9 protein-coding genes are annotated in these 16,550 nt (G+C 74.3%); 2 read left to right on the top strand and 7 right to left on the bottom strand.

Annotated features, from left to right (window positions below; translation table 11 throughout):
- Nucleotides 1-12: 12 nt before the first annotated feature.
- The 6 genes from ACN20G_RS31025 to ACN20G_RS31050 form a co-directional block, all read right to left on the bottom strand.
- A complete protein-coding gene (locus ACN20G_RS31025) occupies nt 13-1,596 on the bottom strand; it encodes a glycoside hydrolase family 13 protein (protein WP_424216565.1) in 1,584 nt (527 codons plus the stop codon).
- 59 nt (nt 1,597-1,655) lie between these two features.
- Entirely contained in the window at nt 1,656-2,531 is an 876-nt protein-coding gene (locus ACN20G_RS31030) for a carbohydrate ABC transporter permease (RefSeq protein ID WP_424216566.1), read from the bottom strand.
- A 107-nt stretch (nt 2,532-2,638) separates the two neighbouring features.
- A complete protein-coding gene (locus tag ACN20G_RS31035) occupies nt 2,639-3,598 on the bottom strand; it encodes a carbohydrate ABC transporter permease (protein ID WP_424216567.1) in 960 nt (319 codons plus the stop codon).
- A gap of 246 nt (nt 3,599-3,844) precedes the next feature.
- Nucleotides 3,845-5,248 carry an ABC transporter substrate-binding protein gene (locus tag ACN20G_RS31040; RefSeq protein WP_424216568.1) on the bottom strand — a complete coding sequence of 468 codons (1,404 nt, stop codon included), beginning with the start codon at nt 5,246-5,248 and terminating at the stop codon, nt 3,845-3,847.
- Nucleotides 5,249-5,612: 364 nt separating this feature from the next.
- Nucleotides 5,613-6,626: a LacI family DNA-binding transcriptional regulator gene (locus tag ACN20G_RS31045; RefSeq protein ID WP_424216569.1), complete on the bottom strand. Its 1,014-nt coding sequence runs from the start codon at nt 6,624-6,626 to the stop codon at nt 5,613-5,615.
- Between the two features lie 173 nt (nt 6,627-6,799).
- Complete coding sequence (locus ACN20G_RS31050; protein ID WP_424216570.1) at nt 6,800-11,173, bottom strand: discoidin domain-containing protein; 4,374 nt, start codon at nt 11,171-11,173, stop codon at nt 6,800-6,802.
- Between the two features lie 277 nt (nt 11,174-11,450).
- Here ACN20G_RS31050 and ACN20G_RS31055 point away from each other — a divergent pair, with 277 nt between their 5' ends.
- Both ACN20G_RS31055 and ACN20G_RS31060 read left to right on the top strand, forming a co-directional pair.
- Nucleotides 11,451-12,014 (top strand): prolyl-tRNA synthetase associated domain-containing protein, encoded by a 564-nt coding sequence (locus tag ACN20G_RS31055; protein WP_424216571.1) that lies wholly within the window; start codon nt 11,451-11,453, stop codon nt 12,012-12,014.
- 43 nt (nt 12,015-12,057) lie between these two features.
- Entirely contained in the window at nt 12,058-13,944 is a 1,887-nt protein-coding gene (locus ACN20G_RS31060) for a GNAT family N-acetyltransferase (RefSeq protein ID WP_424216572.1), read from the top strand.
- 47 nt (nt 13,945-13,991) lie between these two features.
- Here the strand turns inward: ACN20G_RS31060 and ACN20G_RS31065 are convergent, their stop codons facing one another.
- Entirely contained in the window at nt 13,992-15,989 is a 1,998-nt protein-coding gene (locus tag ACN20G_RS31065; protein ID WP_424216573.1) for an AMP-binding protein, read from the bottom strand.
- Between the last annotated feature and the right edge of the window lie 561 nt (nt 15,990-16,550).

The following is a 16,550-nucleotide window of genomic DNA, read 5'->3' on the forward strand; positions in this document are numbered from 1 at the left end:
GGGCCGGGGCGGTCAGGGGCTGCGGAGCCAGGCCGCCGTGTCCGGGGGGAGGGTGCCCGGGTCGGGCAGGGGGCCGGAGGAGAGGACGGGGGTGCCCGCGGGGAGGGGGACGGGGTGGGGGGCGAGGTTGACCACGCAGACCAGGCCGTCCTCTCGGGCGAAGGCCAGCACCCGCTCGGGCGCGGGCAGCCAGGTCAGGCCCGGGCCGCCGAAGCCGCCGGCCTCGCGGCGCAGCCGCAGCGCGGCGCGGTAGAGGGAGAGCATCGAGTCCGGATCGCGTTCCTGCGCGTCGGCCGCGTACTCGGCCCAGTCCTCGGGCTGCGGCAGCCAGGGCTCGGTCCAGGGCCGGGAGGTCCACGGGAGGGGGACGCGGCAGCCGTCGCGGCCGGGGTCGCGGCCTCCGGAGCGGAAGTGCATGGGGTCCTGGATCCGGTCGCGGGGGACCTCGGCCTCGGGCAGGCCCAGCTCCTCGCCCTGGTAGAGGTAGACGGAGCCGGGGAGGGCGAGGGTGAGGAGGGCGGCGGCGCGGGCCCGGCGGGTGCCCAGGGCGAGGTCGGTGGGGGTGCCGAACTCCTTGAGGGCGAAGTCGAAGCGGGTGTCGGCGCGGCCGTAGCGGGTGACGGTGCGGGTCACGTCGTGGTTGCACAGCACCCAGGTGGCGGGGGCGCCGACGGGGGCGTGGGCGGCGAGGGTCTCGTCGATGCCGGCGCGCAGCCGTTCGGCGTCCCAGGGGCAGCTCATGAAGGAGAAGTTGAAGGCGGTGTGGAGCTCGTCGGGGCGGAGGTAGCGGGCGAAGCGTTCGGCGTCGGGCAGCCAGACCTCGCCGACGAACACGGCCCCGTGCTCGTCGGCGACGGCCCGCCAGGAGCGGTAGATCTCGTGGAGTTCGTCGCGGTCGATGTAGGGGTGGACCTCACCGGGCCAGGGTTCGCCCGGGCGGCCGTCGAGGTCGGGGAGGGCGGGGTCCTTGGCGCAGAGGGCGGCGGAGTCGATGCGGACGCCGGCGACGCCGCGTTCGAACCAGAAGCGGAGCACGTCCTCGTGTTCGCGGCGGACCACGGGGTGGGCCCAGTTGAGGTCGGGCTGGTGCGGGGTGAACAGGTGCAGGTACCACTCCCCGTCGGGGACGCGGGTCCAGGTGGCGCCGGCGAACTGGGAGGGCCAGTCGTTGGGCGGCAGGGAGCCGTCGGGGCCGCGGCCGGGCCGGAAGTGGAAGAGTTCGCGTTCGGGGCTGCCGGGGCCGGCGGCGAGGGCGGCCCGGAACCACGGGTGCTCGTCGGACACGTGGTTGGGCACGATGTCGACGATGGTGCGGATGCCGAGGGCGGCGGCCTCGGCGATCAGCTTCTCGGCCTCGGCGAGGGTGCCGAACGCGGGGTCGATGGTGCGGTAGTCCGCCACGTCGTAGCCGCCGTCGGCGAGCGGGGACAGGTACCAGGGGGTGAACCAGACGGCGTCGACGCCGAGGGCCGCGAGGTAGGGCAGGCGGGCGCGGACGCCGGCGAGGTCGCCGGTGCCGTCGTCGTCGGCGTCGGCGAAGCTGCGGGGGTAGACCTGGTAGATGGCGGCGGTGCGCCACCAGGCGGTTTCGGCCACGGGAGGTGGTCCTTTCGCGGGTCTGGGGCGGGCCGGGTGCGGGGGCCTGGTACGGGGGGTCAGCCCTTGAGGGAGCCCGCGGTCAGCCCGCTCATGATGTGCCGCTGCCCGATCAGGAAGACGATCAGGGTGGGCGCGGAGGCGATGGCGAGGGCGGCGATCAACTGGTTCTCGGGGACCCCGGAGGCCAGGGAGTAGATGCCCACGTTGAGGGTCTGGGTGGTGGGGTCCGGGAGGGTGAGCATGGGCCAGAGGAAGTCCTTCCAGACCCCGACGATCGCGAAGATGGAGACCACGCCGAGGATCGGTCGGGACAGCGGGAGGACCACGGAGCGCAGGATCCGCAGGGGGCTCGCGCCGTCGAGGGCGGCGGCGTCGAGGAGGTCCTGGGGGATCGAGTCGAAGAACCGTTTGAGCAGGAAGATGTTGAAGGCGTTGGCGGCGGCCGGCAGCCAGATCACCCAGGGGGTGCCGAGCAGGTTGCGGCGGATGATCGGCATGTCGAGCACGGTGAGGTACTGGGGGACGATGAGCACGGCGGCGGGGATCATCAGGGTCGCGAGCATCGCGCCGAGGACGACCTTGCCGAGCACGGGGCGGAGTTTGGACAGGGAGTAGGCGGCGGCCACGTCGAGGACGAGTTGGAAGACGAGGGCGCCGAAGGCGTAGAAGAGGGTGTTGCCGAGCAGTCGGGCGAGGTCCATCACGCGCCAGGCGTCGGCGTAGTTGCCGGCGTCGACGGTCTCGGGCACGAGGGTCGGGGGCACGCGGGCGAACTCCTCGGTGCCCTTGAGCCCGTTGGCGACCATCCAGTACAGGGGGCCGAGGAAGACGAGGGTGAAGCCGAGGACGGTGAGGGTCCACAGGGTCCAGTAGGCGGCCTTGCCCCGGGGCCGGGCCAGTCGGGCCGGCGGGATCAGCGTGCGCTCTGCCATGGGTCGCTCCCCGGGCGGGTCGTGGTGGGTCGGGTGTGGTGCTGTGTCGGGTGTGGTGGTCGGTCGGGTGTGGTGGTGGGCGGGTTCCGGGTCGGGCCCGGGGCCGGTCAGGCGTCGCGGTCGCGGCTGAGGCGGACGTAGACGGCGGAGAGCGCGGCGAGCAGGACCAGCAGGCACAGGCCGAGGGCGGCGGCGGGCCCGTACTGGTTGAAGCCGAAGGCGTACTGGTAGATGAGGACGACGACGGTGGTGGTCGCGCCCTCGGGGCCGGCCCCGCCGGTGAGGAGGAAGGGTTCGACGAACACCTGCATGGTCGCGATGACCTGCATGAGGAGCATCAGCAGCAGGATGGTGCGGGTCTGCGGGACGGTGACGTGCCAGATCTTGCGCCACACGCCCGCGCCGTCGAGTTCGGCGGCCTCGTACAGCTCGCCCGGGATGCCCTGGAGGGCGGCGAGGTAGATGAGGGTGGCGCCGCCCATGTTCATCCAGGTCGCGGCGAGGACCACGGAGAGCATGGCGGTGTCGGTGGACTGGAGCCAGTCCTGGGCGGGCAGCCCGACGCCGGTCAGCAGTCGGTTGAACAGGCCGTAGCCGGGGTCGTAGAAGTACTTGAAGAGGAGGACGGAGGCCACCGGCGGCATCATCACGGGCAGGTAGACCAGCAGTCGCAGGTAGCCCTTGGCGTGGCGGAACTCGTTGAGGACGACGGCGACCACGAAGGGCACCGCGAAGCCGAGGACGAGGGCCATGCCGGTGAACAGGAGGGTGTTGCGCCACGCCTGCCAGAAGCCGGGGTCCCCGAAGACGTAGGCGAAGTTGGCGCCGCCGACCCAGCGGGTGACCCCGTCCTCCGTGGTCTGGAACGCGAGGAGGAACTCGCGGACCATCGGGTACCAGGAGAAGAAGGAGAAGCAGAGGACCGCGCCGATGAGGAAGCCGTGGGCGGTGAGGTTGCGGCGGAGCGCGAGACGGAATCCGGCGGCGGTGCGGCGGCCGCGCGGGGGCGGGAGCGGGGTGCCGGGGCGGTCGGGGGTCGGGGTCCGGGAGAGGGCGGGTGCCGACATCGGGGGCTCCTCGGGCCGGCTCGGCGCGCGGGGCGGTGCCGAGGTGCGGGACGGACGGACGGGCCCGCGGGCGGGCGTGCGGGCGGGGTGGGGACGCCGTCCGGCCCCCGGGGTCGGGGGCCGGACGCGTACCGGGGCGGTACGGGGGCCGGGCGGGCCCGGCCGGCGGGGTGGGGGCCGGCCCGCCCGGGTTCGGGGGCGGTGCGGGTGACGCGGTCGGCGCGGTGCCGGGCGGCGGGGTTCGGCTCAGCCGTTGGCGAGGACCTTGTTCACGTCGCGCGCGGCGTCGGAGATCAGCTTCGCGGGGTCGGCGTCCTTGTTGGTGAGCACCCCGGACATCACCTTGTCGAGCACCTTGTAGACCTCCTGGGCCTTGTCGGGCTCGGCCTTCGGCGGCACCGGGTGGTCCAGGAACGGCTTGAAGTTCTCGACCGGCATCGTGGCCGAGGCGGCCTTCAGCTCGTCGTCCTTGGCCTTGGAGGCGCCGGTGAAGAAGGCGGGCTGGGGCAGGCCCACGGGCAGGCCGTCGGCCTTCTTGCGGTCGTACTGGAACTGGCCCTTGCCGGGGGTGAGGGTCTGGAAGTTCAGCCAGGCGATCGCGGCCTTGATCTTCTCGGGCGAGGAGCCCTTCTTGATCATGTAGTCGTTGCCGCCGAACAGGGTGGCGCCGCCGCCGGGCAGCGGGCCCATCCCGAAGTCCTCGTACTTGGCGCCGAGTTGCTGGACCATGTACGTGATGTCGTCGGGGGCGGCGAGGAACATGCCGAGCTTGTCGGAGGCCATCTGCTTCTGGAGGTCGCCCCACTTGAGCAGCTGGGTCTTGCCCATGCTCTCGTCCTCCCAGCGCATCGCCTTGAGGTTCTCGACGATCTTGCGGCCGGTCTCGTTGTCGAAGGCGGCCTTGCCGTCGGGGCCCACGATGTCGCCGCCCATGCCGTACATGGTGGCCGTGTAGTGCCAGCCGCCGGTGTTCTCCACCGAGTACTCGCCGAAGCCGGCCGTGCCGTTGCCCAGGCCGGCGATCTTCTTGGCCGCCGCGCGGACCTCGTCCCAGGTGCGGGGCGGGGTGTTGGGGTCGAGGCCCGCCTGCTTGAACAGCTTGCGGTTGATCAGCAGGCCCATCGTGTAGTTGCTGGTGGGCAGCCCGTACAGCTTGTTGTCCTTCTTGAGGACGGCGAGCACGTTGGGGTCGATGTCGGGGAGCGCGGGGACGGTCTTGGGGGTGACGTACGCGCTGATGTCCTCGGCGCCGTCGTTGTCGAGCACCTGCGGGAGGTCGGTGAAGTAGGTGTAGAACACGTCCGGCTGGGACTTGGCCTTGAGCATGGCCGTGAACCGCGGCGGCTCCAGGCACTGGCCGGGGGTGGAGCGGCCCTCGATGCGGATGTTCGGGTAGATCTTGTTGAAGTTCGCCACGTCCTCCTTCCACTCCTTGAGCTCGGCGGCCTTGGCGGCCGGCGGCATGCAGTCGATGGTCAGGGTGACCTTGGCCTTCGGGTCCAGCGGGGCGGTCGGGTCGGCGGCCGCGCCCGTCGTGGGCTTGGCGTCGCCACCGTCGTCGGTGGTGCTGGTGCCGCAGCCGGCGAGGACGGTGACGGCGAGGGCCGAGACCACGGCACAGGCGGCGGTGGAACGGAGGCTGGTTCTCATCGGTGGTTCCCCTTCGAGCGTGGAGCAACGGGGCGGTGCGACTGAGGACGCCGGCGCGGGAGGAGGAGGCGCCGGACGGGGGGCGGGACGGCGGTCCCGGCGGTGCGGGACGGAGGGTGCGGGGCCGTGCGGGGCCGTGCGGGGAGGCGCGGTGCCCGATCCCTCCGTGGCCGGAAGGGCGAGCGGGCCACACTCAACCACCCTCGCCAGATGAACGCAATATCTCGCGCTGATTTCGCAAAAGTTCAACAGCCAACCGCCGCAGCCCGCCGCGCGGTTGTCGGGAGCACGACGAAGGCCCCGGGGACGACCTGCCGTCCCCGGGGCCTCCCCGGTGCCTCGCGCGCCCCGCGCGCACCCCCGCTCAGGCCGTGCGCGGGGCCTGCCCGGTGGAGCCGCGCACCACCAACTCGGGTTCGAACAACAGCTCTCCGGGCTGCACGGCGGCGCCCTGGATCTGCGCCGTCAACAGGTCCACCGCGGCCCGGCCCATGGCCTCGATGGGCTGGCGCACGGTGGTCAGCGGGGGCTCGGTGCAGTTCATGAACGCCGAGTCGTCGTACCCCACCACCGAGACCTCCCCGGGCACCGCCAGGCCCTTGCGGCGCGCGGCCCGCACCGCGCCCAGGGCGAGCGGGTCGGAGGCGCAGATGAAGCCCGTGACCCCGCGTTCCAGCAGCCGGGCCGCCGCCGCGTGCCCGCCCTCCAGCGAGAACAGGGCGCGTTCCACGTGGGCTTCGGGGAGTTCGGTGCCGGCGGCGCGGGCCACGGCGCGGGCCGCGTCCAGCTTGCGCCGGGAGGGGATGTGGTCGGGCGGGCCGAGCACGAGGCCGATCCGCTCGTGCCCGAGGGAGGCCAGGTGCCGCCATGCCTGCTCCACGGCCACCGCGTCGTCACAGGCCACGCAGGGGAAGCCGAGGTCGGCGATGGAGGCGTTGACGAGGACCACCGGCACCTTGCGCTCGGAGAGCAGCCGGTAGTGCTCGTGCGGGGCGTCGGCCTGCGCGAACAGACCGCCCGCGAACACCACGCCGGAGACCTGCTGTTGGAGCAGCAGCTCCACGTAGTCGGCCTCGGAGACCCCGCCGGTGGTCTGGGTGCACAGCACCGGGGTCAGGCCCTGTTGGGCGAGGGCGCCGCCGATCACCTCGGCGAAGGCGGGGAAGATCGGGTTCTGCAGCTCGGGCAGGACGAGGCCGACCAACCGGGCGCGTTCGCCGCGCAGTTGGGTGGGGCGTTCGTAGCCGAGCACGTCGAGGGCGGTGAGCACGGCCTGGCGGGTCTGATCCGAGACGCCCGGCTTGCCGTTGAGCACCCGGCTGACCGTCGCCTCGCTGACCCCCACCTTCTTCGCCACTTGAGCAAGTCGTCGCGTCATGGGCGCAACAGTAGCGCAAGTGACGCAAGCCGCTTGCAGACGAATTTCGGCCGGCCCGCCCACCTGCGCCGACCTCCCGACGAGACTCCGACGGGGGGGGCGGGCGCGGGCAGGCCGCGGTGCCGCCCGGCACGAGGGCCGGACGGCACCGCGGCGTCACGCGCGCCGACGGGTCAGGGTTGTTGCACGATCCGGAACGTGGTCGTGGTGTTGCGGATGTCCTGGGCGTTGTCCGAGGTCCGCAGGTTCTTCACGGTGACCTCGCCGACCGCCGGGCCCTGCCCCGGTTCGGGCAGTTCGTTGGCCCAGAGGCCGAAGCCGGACTTGGCGTCGAAGGCGTCACCGCTCTTGCGGGCGCCGGTGATCGTGACGTTGGTCAGGATGGTGTCCTTGATCGGGTTGACGGGTTGGCCGCCGATGTACTGGGTCTGGAACATCACCCCGCTGTAGGTGGGGTCGACGATGTCCACGTCGGTGATCCGGATGCCCTGGAAGACCTTCGAGGCCGAGAACAGCCAGATGCCGGGGAAGGTCTGACCGCCCCAGAAGTGGCCGCCCGCGCGGACGATCGAGATGTTCTCGAAGGTGGTGGGTCCGGTGCCGAAGCCGTTCATCGGGTACCCGAAGTCCAGCGAGCTGATGGTGATGCCCGAGTAGACCAGGGTGTCGGCGATGCGGATGTTGCGGAAGGTGTTGTCGTAGCCGCCGTAGACGGCGACGCCGGCCGCCCGCCAGGTCAGCAGGGTGGTGAGGTTCTCGTACACGTTGTTCTTCATGTCCGCCCCGCCGGCGTCGATGGCGGAGAAGAGGGCGAAGCTGTCGTCGCCGGTGGCGCGGGCCTCGTTGTTGGTCACGAGGTTGTCGGTGCTGCCGTTGGTCATGTTGATTCCGTCGGCGAACAGGTTCCGGATCCGCGAGTTGCGAATCGTCATCCGGTCCGTGTTGGCGCCCCAGTACAGGCAGACCTGGTGCTCGGCCCAGACGTCGTCGATGACGATGTCGGAGACGTTGGAGAAGTCGAAGACCTTGCCGGGACCGTCGATGCGGGAGGTGTAGTTGCCGAAGTAGGCGAACCCGGTGAACGAGGAGCCCTTGGCGCTCGCCTCGGCGCGGAAGCCGATGTCGGTGTTCTCCTGGGTCGAGGGGGCCTGGAAGCGGGTGAACCAGGGGCCGGCGCCGACCACCTTGACGGCCTTGCCGTAGACCTGGAACTTGCTCGCGGTCTCGTAGGTGCCGGCCGGCAGGTACACGCCGACGAGCTTGCCGGTGGTGTCCATGCGGACCCGGTCGAGGGCGTTCTGCACGTCCTGGTGGGTGAACCCGGTGGGCACGGTGTAGGCGGCCGGGTCCGGGTTGGCCTTGGCCGCGGCCTGCTCCAGGTCGACGAAGTCGATGGCGTAGTAGGCGGCGGTGTTCGCGGTGTCCTTCTGGAGCCGGATCGTGCTGCCGGCGGGCACGGTGCGCCCGAGCAGCAGGTTGGCCTCGTCGTAGACGTGGCGCGGGGCACCGGCGCTCGGGGAGTTGCCGGGTCCGGCCTCGGCCCCGTACAGCCAGGCGTACTTGGAGGTGAGCGGCAGGGACTTCAGGAAGGTGCCGTCCACGTAGACGTTGATCGTGGAGTCGATGCCGCCGCCGCCCGGGGCGTCCGGGATGGCGAAGCGGGTGACGAGGGTGTTGGTGGCGGCGCGGGTGGTGAACTCGACGTACTCGCCGGTGGCGTCGAGGGTGACGGCCTTGCGGCCACTGGCCTCGCCGCCGAGGTCGCCGATGGTGCGGTTGGGGCCGACGACGCTCGCGCCGCCGCCCGTGCGGCCGTCCTCCGCCTCGTAGGTGTCGTAGGGCATGTTCGCGCCGCGGCCCACGAACAGCGGCCGGCTGCTGGTGTTGTTGGCGCGTTTGACGGGCAGCTCGTTGGCGTCGTCGGCGAGGACCACCTTGACCGCGTACCGGCCGTTGGCGGCCGGCCAGGAGCCCAGGGCCACGGCCGAGGAGGAGGCCCCGGGGGCCAGGGCGCCGCTGAACGAGCCGGTGAGGGTGCGCAGGGTGGTGCCGTCGGCGTTCTGGAGGGTGAGGGTGATGCCGTGGGCGCCGGCGGCGGCCGCGACCGTGCCCTCGTTGCGGACCGTGACGGAGAAGGCGACGTCCTGGCCGGCCGAGGGGGAGCTCGGGCTCCAGGTGACGGCCGAGGCCACCAGGTCGGAGCTGTCCACGGGCTTGACCACGAGCGGACCGGCGGTGCGCGTGTTGTCGGTCTCGTTGCGCTCGGGGATCAGACCGGCCTCGTCGACGACGGCGCTCAGCGGGTAGCTGCCCGCCTCGCGCGGGTCGATCCGGACGCTGACCTGCTCGCTCGCGCCGACGGCGAGGGCGGGCACGGTCGCGGTGGCCACCGTGGAGCCGCCCAGCTTGAAGGCCACGGTGGTGGCCGGGGCGGGGGCGGTGCCGGAGTTGCGGACGGTGGCGTTCAGGGTGATCGGGTCGGATTCGACGGGGGCGCTCGGGCTCGCGGAGAGCGCCGTGACCTCCAGGTTCGGGTTGGGTCCGGGCACCCCGATCACCTGGAACTCGGCGACCTGCCCGTTGGAGGAGCCGCTGTTGGCGGTGAACCGCAGGCGGACGTCGGCGGCGCGGCCGGTGGCCGGGATCGAGACGGTGTTGGCGCCGGAGGCCGGGTCGAAGGTGTAGGTCTTCTCGGCGACGAGGGTGGTGAACCCGCTCGCGGACTGCTCGCGGCCCTCGATCGAGAAGGTCTGGGTGCGACGGGACCAGGCGTTGTCGGGGTTGAGCTTGACGAGGACCCGGTCGAGGTCGGCGTTGGCGCCGAGCTTCACCGTGAGGGTGCTCGGGTAGGCGCCGGGCGCGCCCTCCCAGTAGGTGGCGGTGTCGTTGTCGACGGCGTTGGCGGCCACGAAGGTGTGCACGGTGGAGGAGCCCTCGACGGGGCGGCCGACGGCGAGGTTGGAGCCACCGGGGCCGGAGCCGACGCGGGTGACGGCGTTGCTGTCGGCGGAGCGGTTGCCGGCGGCGTCCTTGGCGCGGACCGTGTAGGTGACGGTGGCCGTGGCCGGTTGGGTGTCGGTGTACGTCGTGACGTTGCCGGCGACGGTGGCGCGCACGGCGTTGTCGGCGAGGACCTCGTAGCCGCTGACGCCCACGTTGTCGGTGGAGGCGCCCCAGGCCAGGCGTATCTGGCCGGCGGCCGGTTCGGTCAGGCTCAGCGCGGTGGGCGCGGTGGGCGCCTGGGTGTCGCCGGTGTCGCCGCGCCGGGTGACGGCGTTGCTGTCGCCGGAGACGTTGCCGGCGGCGTCCTTGGCGCGGACCGTGTAGGTGACGGTGTCGGAGGCGGGCCGGTTGTCGGTGTAGGTGGTGACGGTGCCGGCGACGCTCGCGAGCAGCCGGTTGTCGGCGTACACGTCGTAGCCGGTGACGCCGACGTTGTCGGTCGCGGCGGTCCAGGTCAGCCGGATCTGGCCGCCGGCCGGCTCGGTGTAGGCGAGGCCGGTGGGGGCGGCGGGGGCCTGGGTGTCGCCGGTGGTGGGTCCGTAGACCTCGAACTCGGAGAGCTGGCCGGCGTTCTGCACGCTGTTGGCGGTGAACCAGGCGCGCACGTAGCGGGTGGTGGTGGCGTCGAAGGAGAGGGTGACGGTGTTGCCGCTGCCGGGGGCGAAGTTCTGGGCCGCGGCGGCGGTCAGGTCGGTGAAGTCGGTGCCGTTGGCGCTGCCCTGGAGCTTGAGGGTCTGGGAGCGGGCCTCCCAGTTCTCGGGCAGGCGCAGCACGACGCGGTCCACGCGGACGGAGGCGCCGAGGTCGACGCGGATCCACTGCGGGAGGGCGTTGTTCGGGGACTCCCAGTAGGTGGCGCGGTTGCCGTCGGCGGCGTTGCCCGGCCCGTAGTTCTGGGTCTGGCCGGAGGCCGTCAGGGTGCGGCCGAGCGCGAGGTTGGTGCCGGACTCGCCGGCGGCGCGCACCTCCAGGCCGGAGAGCTGGGCGGCCTGCCATCCGGAGTTCGCGGTGATCTGCACGCGCACGTAACGGGTGAGGGCGGCCGGGAAGCGCAGGGTCACGGCGTTGCCGGTGCCGGGGGCGAAGGTCTGCGGGGCGGCGGCGAGCAGGGTGTTGAAGGAGGTGCCGTCGGCGCTGCCCTGGAGGGCGAGGGTCTGGGACCGGGTCTCCCAGGCGACCGGCAGGCGGAGCACGACCTCGTCGACGCGGGTCTGGGCGCCGAGGTCGACCTGCACCCATTGCGGGAAGGCGCCGTTCGGGCCCTCCCAGTAGGTGTTGGGGTCGCCGTCGACGACGTTGCCGGCGGGGTAGGTGGGGTTCGCGGCGCTCGCGGCGGTGGGCCGGCCGGCGGCGAGATCGGGTCCGCCGGCGGCTCCGGCGGTCAGGGCGGGCCACCCCAGCAACAGCAGGGCGACGCTGAGCAGGAGGGCCGGCAGGCGAAGTCGGTGGGAATGACGGGGCCGGCGGGAATGACGGGGCCGGTCGGAATGGCGGGTCCGGTGCAGGCTCGGCCCGTCGGGCCCTCTGCCGCGTGTGCTTCTCATGTGTCCTCGTCCCTCGACTCGACATGGTTTCTGAAGCGACTGGATCGGTATTTTGCAGCGTGCGGTGCGAGAATTGCAGAGCGGAGCTGTGTAGTCCACCGTTGTGACCAGGGGAATCAACCGAAATCTCTTGCGCAACCAGCGCCGGAATCCCGCAAGTTTTTTGCGTGCACGGGCCACTCCCGCAGGTGGCACGGGGTCCGGTGCGAGGGGCGCGGTGTGACGGTCGCGGTGTGATGGAATGCCGGGACGTACCGCCCCACGAAGGAGACCGCCCATGGACCGGCACGGGCCGAGCGCCCCGGACCCCACCCGTGACGCGGCGGAGGCCGCGCTGACGGCCCGCCTGGACGAACTGGGCATCCCGTGGGAGACGGTCCGGCACGAGGCGGTGTACACCGTCGCCGAGGCCCGCCGACTGCGCGGGGCGCACACCACCGGCGGTCACGCCAAGAACCTCTTCCTCAAGGACCGCCGCAAACGCCTGCACCTGGCCGTGATCGAACAGACCACCCCCGTGGACCTCAAGGCCCTGGGTCGGGCCGTCGGCGCCCCCGGCCTCTCCTTCGCCTCCCCCGCGACCCTCGCCGAGGTCCTCGACGTCACCCCCGGCTCGGTCACCCCCTTCGCCGCGATGAACGCCGCCCCCGGCACCCTCGGCGTGATCCTCGACGCGGCCCTGCTCACCCACGACCCGCTGCACTTCCACCCCTTGCGCAACGACGCGACCACCACGATCTCCCCCAAGGGCCTCCTCGCCTTCCTGGAGTCCTGCGGCCACACCCCCACGGTCCTCGACCTCACCACCCTCGCCCCGACACCCCCCGCCGGGGCACACTGACGGGGGTGACCGAGGGGGCCGGGGGCCCGGGAGGGCGGCGCGGATGCGCGAGGACGCGGCCGGGGACCGGCCGATCCCGATCGGGCCGATCCTGATCCGGGCGGCCCGGAGCGGGGAGGCCGCGGCGCTCAGCGCGCTCGTGGCCCGCTCGAAGGCCGCGCACCACGGCCCGGCCATCACGGAAATCCTCGCCCAAGCGCCCGAGTTGACCCTCCACGAGGCCGAGCTCGCACCCCGCCGCGTCGTCCTCGCCCGGGCGGGCGACGAGGGCCCGCCACTCGGGGTCGCGACCCTGGAGGACGAACCGGCCGGGCACCGACACGGGCTGCCCGAGGCCCCGTTCACGCTCCGGCTCGGCCTGCTCTTCGTGGCCCCCGAGGTCTTCGGCCGGGGCCTGGGGCGCCGGCTGCTGCGCGACGCCGTCCACCGCGCCCACGCCCTCGGCGCCGACCGGCTCGTGCTCGACGCGGACCCGCACGCGGCCGGCTTCTACCGGGCCGTCGGCGCCCTGCCCGCGCCCGCCCGCACACCCGGCCTGATCGGGTTCACCGTGCCCCTCGCCCCCGAACCCGGCTGGGTCCGCGCCCTGACCGGCGGGGCCCCGACCGTGCACGTCGGGAACGTCGCCGAGTTCCACGCCGCGTTCACCGACCCCTCCCTGTCCCCGCCCTCGCGCCGCCGGCCCGACCGCACCGCCCACCACTACGCCGCGCTCGCCGCGTTCCTCGGCCCCCGGCCGGCGGCCCTCGTACTGCCCCTGACGATGCCCCCGGGATGGGTGGAACGGGTGGGGCGGGTGTTGGAGTGGGAGGAACCGCCGGAGGTGTACGACGGGCTGCTGGAGGGGGCGCCGGCGGCCCGGGGCCTGTCCGATCTCGTGCGCTCACGGCCGGCGCTCGCCGCGCGCGTCACCGGGCGCGGACTGCCGGTGCTGGGGTGGGGGCACACCCCGGGGTGGGGCCGGCTGACGGGGCGTGCGCCCGGCGCGGACTTCCTGCGGTACGAGGCGAAACCGGAGGCGCACGCGCTGTTCACGCGGCTCGCGCGGCTCGCGCGGACGGACGGAGCGCCGGGCGCGGAGGCGGGCGCGCCCGGCGTGCGGGTGGAGGTGCCCGCGCAGTGGGGGCCGCTGTCGGCGCGGGCGGCGCTGCGCCTGGCGGGCCGGCGGCTGCGGGCCGGGGCGGGCAGCGTGCTGCGGACCGCGTACGGGGTGGGCGGTTCGGGCACGGTGCCGGTGGTGGACGCGGCCGGGCTGCGGCGGGCCCGGCGGGTGGTGCGGGGCGGCCCGTGGTGGGTGGCCGCGTGGGTGCCGGCCGGGGACGACGGGGCGGAGCGCGGGGGTGTGCGGGATCTGACCTACGACGGGCTGGTGGACGGGGCCGGGCGGGCGCACACGGTGGGGACGGCCCGCATGGAGGTGGTGGGGGGCGCGTACCGGGGCGCGACGGTGGGTCCGGGGGCGGTGCCGGAGCGCTGGGCGGCGCCGGCGCGCCGGTTCGGGGCCGCAGTGGGACGGGAGTTGGCGGCGCGGGGCTACCGCGGCTGGTTCGACGTGGACTTCGTGACCGGCCGCGGGGAGGTGCTCGCGCCGACGGAGGTGAACCTGCGGGCCGGCGGGCCGACCCCGGCGTTCGTGATCGCGGCCCGGTTGGACGCGCTGCGCGGGGCGGGGCACCGGGTGCGGACGCTGGACCGGCTGGAGTTGGGCGCGCGGCTGCCGGTGGGGCGGGCGGCGGAGGTCTTCGAGGAGGCCGCGCGGGAGTGCGCGCGGGCGGGCGCGCTGTTCGTGCCGACGATCCCGACCGCCGTCGCGGACCCCGGCCCGTGGCTGGGCGTGGCCGTGGCCGCGCGGGACGAGCGGGCGCTGGACGCGGGGGTGGCGGCGCTGCGGGCGTGGGCGGCCGGCCTCGGCACCGGCTTCGCCCACTGAGCCCCTCGGCACACCCGCGTCGGGCCGGTGACGGGCACGGGCGCGGCTCAGTCGGCGCTCGGGCTCTCGGCGGATGGCGGACGCAGCAGGAACGCGACGAGGACGCCCGCCGCGATCATCAGCGGGATGTTGAACGCGTAGACGAGCGCGGCCTGGAGCGGCCAGTCGCGTTTGCCGGCGAGCCGGTACAGGTTGTCCTGCGGCCACCAGGCGACGAGCAGCCAGACCAGCGCGAGGTGCGCGGCGGTGGTCGCCCCGGGCCCGCGCCCGAAGCGGGCGATCCGGGAACGGCCGAAGAGGAGCACGAGCAGTCCGGCGGCGCAGGCGAGGAGTTCGGCGGCGTACAGGCCCCGGAACAGCCAGGACCAGGGGGCGGGCACCCCGGTCAGGTCGGTGGATCCGGGCCACAGCACGCCGGTCAGTGGCAGCAGCACGAACAGGACCAGCGGCAGTCCGCAGCCGAGCCCGACGGCGGCGGCCGTGCGGCCCGGGCTCATCGGCGGGCCCGTCTTGGCGGACCGTCCGGCCCCCTTGGCGCCGATCGGGGCGTTCGGGTCGAAGGGGGCGAGGAGTCGGGGGCGGGCGAGGGCGGCGCGGTCCTCGCGGCCGGCGCGGGTGCGGGGCAGGACGCGCAGGTGCACGAGGCGGTCCGGGAGGTGCTCGGTGGGGACCCGGCGGTCGCCGAGGTGCCGGCGCAGGGCGTCGAGATGGGGACGGGGGTCCTCGGCGGCGGCGCCGGCGGGCGGGGCGACGTGTGCGACGAGGGAGGCGCCGCCGGGCAGCAGCTCGGTGATCAGCAGGGCGCCGACCCCGGGCGCGCCGGCGGCCTCGATCTCCACGAGGTGCGGGTCGAGGTGTCCGCCGCGCGGGCGGGGCAGCCGGTCGCGCAACCGGCCGCGGAATTCGAGGAGCCCGTCGGGCCGGGTGCGCACGAGGTCCCCGGTGGGGGCGGGGTCGCCGCCCTCGGCGGGGGCCACGTGCAGGATCCCGTCCCGTTCGGCGGCCCGGACCCCGGGGAAGGGGCGGCCGAGCAGGCAGACGCCGGCGGGTACGGGCCCGCCGGCGTCGGGGCGCGGGAGGTCGGCGGCGTCGAGGACGGTGCCCACGCCGCCCGCCTCGGTGACGGGCAGCACCGCCAGGACCCGGGTCTCGGGCCCGACCCGTGCGGCGAGGGAGAGATGGGCGGCGGCGGGGAAGCGGTCGCCGGAGACGAGGACCAGGCGCGGCGGCCGGGCGCCGGTCGCGGGGAGTTCGGGGCCGGTGGTCGCGGCGCCGGGATCGGTGTGCAGCACGGTCGGGGAGGCGCCGGGACGGCCCGGTCCGGGCAGCAGGAGGGCGCCGCCGGAGCACAGCGCGTGCAGTCGTCCGAGCACGGCGGTGGGGGCGGCGGGGCCGGCGGTGAACAGGTGCAGGTCCCCGGGTTCGAACGCGCCGAGCGCGGCCCAGGACTCGCCGGCGGCCCGCAGCCGGGCCTGCGACAGCGGGACGGGCCGGGGTTCGGGGCCGGCGCTGAGCACGACGACCGCCTCGGCGGCGGGCGAGACCGTCGGCGGGGCGGGTTCGAGGCAGCCCTCGGGGCCGGCTCCGGGCGGGGGCGGCGCGTCGTGCCGGTCCGGGTCCCGGGTGCGGAGCACGGGTGGTCCGGTCGGGCCCGGATCGAGCCGGGCGTGGGCGACGGGGCCGGTGACGAGGAGGGCGACGGGGCGGCACGCGGCGAGGGCCCGACGGACCCCGGCCGGGTCCTCGGGATCGAGGACCACGGGCACGGCCCCGGCCTTCGCGACCGCCAACACGGCGACGGGCAACTCGGGCCCGTCCGGCACGGCGACGGCGACGCGCGCGGCGGCGGGCGGGGCGATCTCGGCCCGCAGCCTGCGCGCGAGCCGCGCGGCGCGGGCGTCGAGTTCGGCGTAGTCGACGACCTCGGCGCCGCGCCGCAGGGCGGGCGCGTCGGGGCGGGCGAGGACCTGTCGGGCGAAGCGGTCGAGGAGACCGAGGGGCGGACGGGCGGAGACTTCGGCGGAGAGCGAGGGTTCCGACGTCATCCCCCGATGATGCCGGCGCCCACCCGCCCGCACGAGACGTGCGACGGGGTCCGCGAGCAGGGCCCGTTGAGGACGGCGGCCCCGCCCGATTCGACCGACGCCCGAGCACGTACCGCACGACCTCTACCGGGAAACCCTGTCGACCTGCCCGCCACCGACAGACAGCCACCCGGACCACGAACCCGTCCACCGACGGCGACGCACCCCGCCCCGGCCACCGCCGAAACACGCCGTCAACCGGCCCGCCACCGGCAGGCGGCCACCCCGGCCACAAACCCGACCGCAGACAGCGACGCACCCCACCCCCGGCCACCGCCGGAACACGCCGTCAACCGGCCCGCCGCCGCCGGGCGGCCGCCCCGGGCCACGAACCCAACCGCAGACGGCGACGCACCCCACCCCGAACCTCCTCCCGGCCGCCGCCGGGAAACGCTGTTGACCTGCCCGCCGCCGGCAGGCGGCCACCCCGGCCACAAACCCGACCGCAGACGGCGACGTACCCCACCCCCACCCCCGCCCGGCCACCGCCGGAACACGCCGTCGACCGGCCCGCCACCGCCG

It is taken from the genome of Streptomyces dryopteridis, assembly GCF_049606955.1.
Taxonomy (GTDB): domain Bacteria; phylum Actinomycetota; class Actinomycetes; order Streptomycetales; family Streptomycetaceae; genus Streptomyces.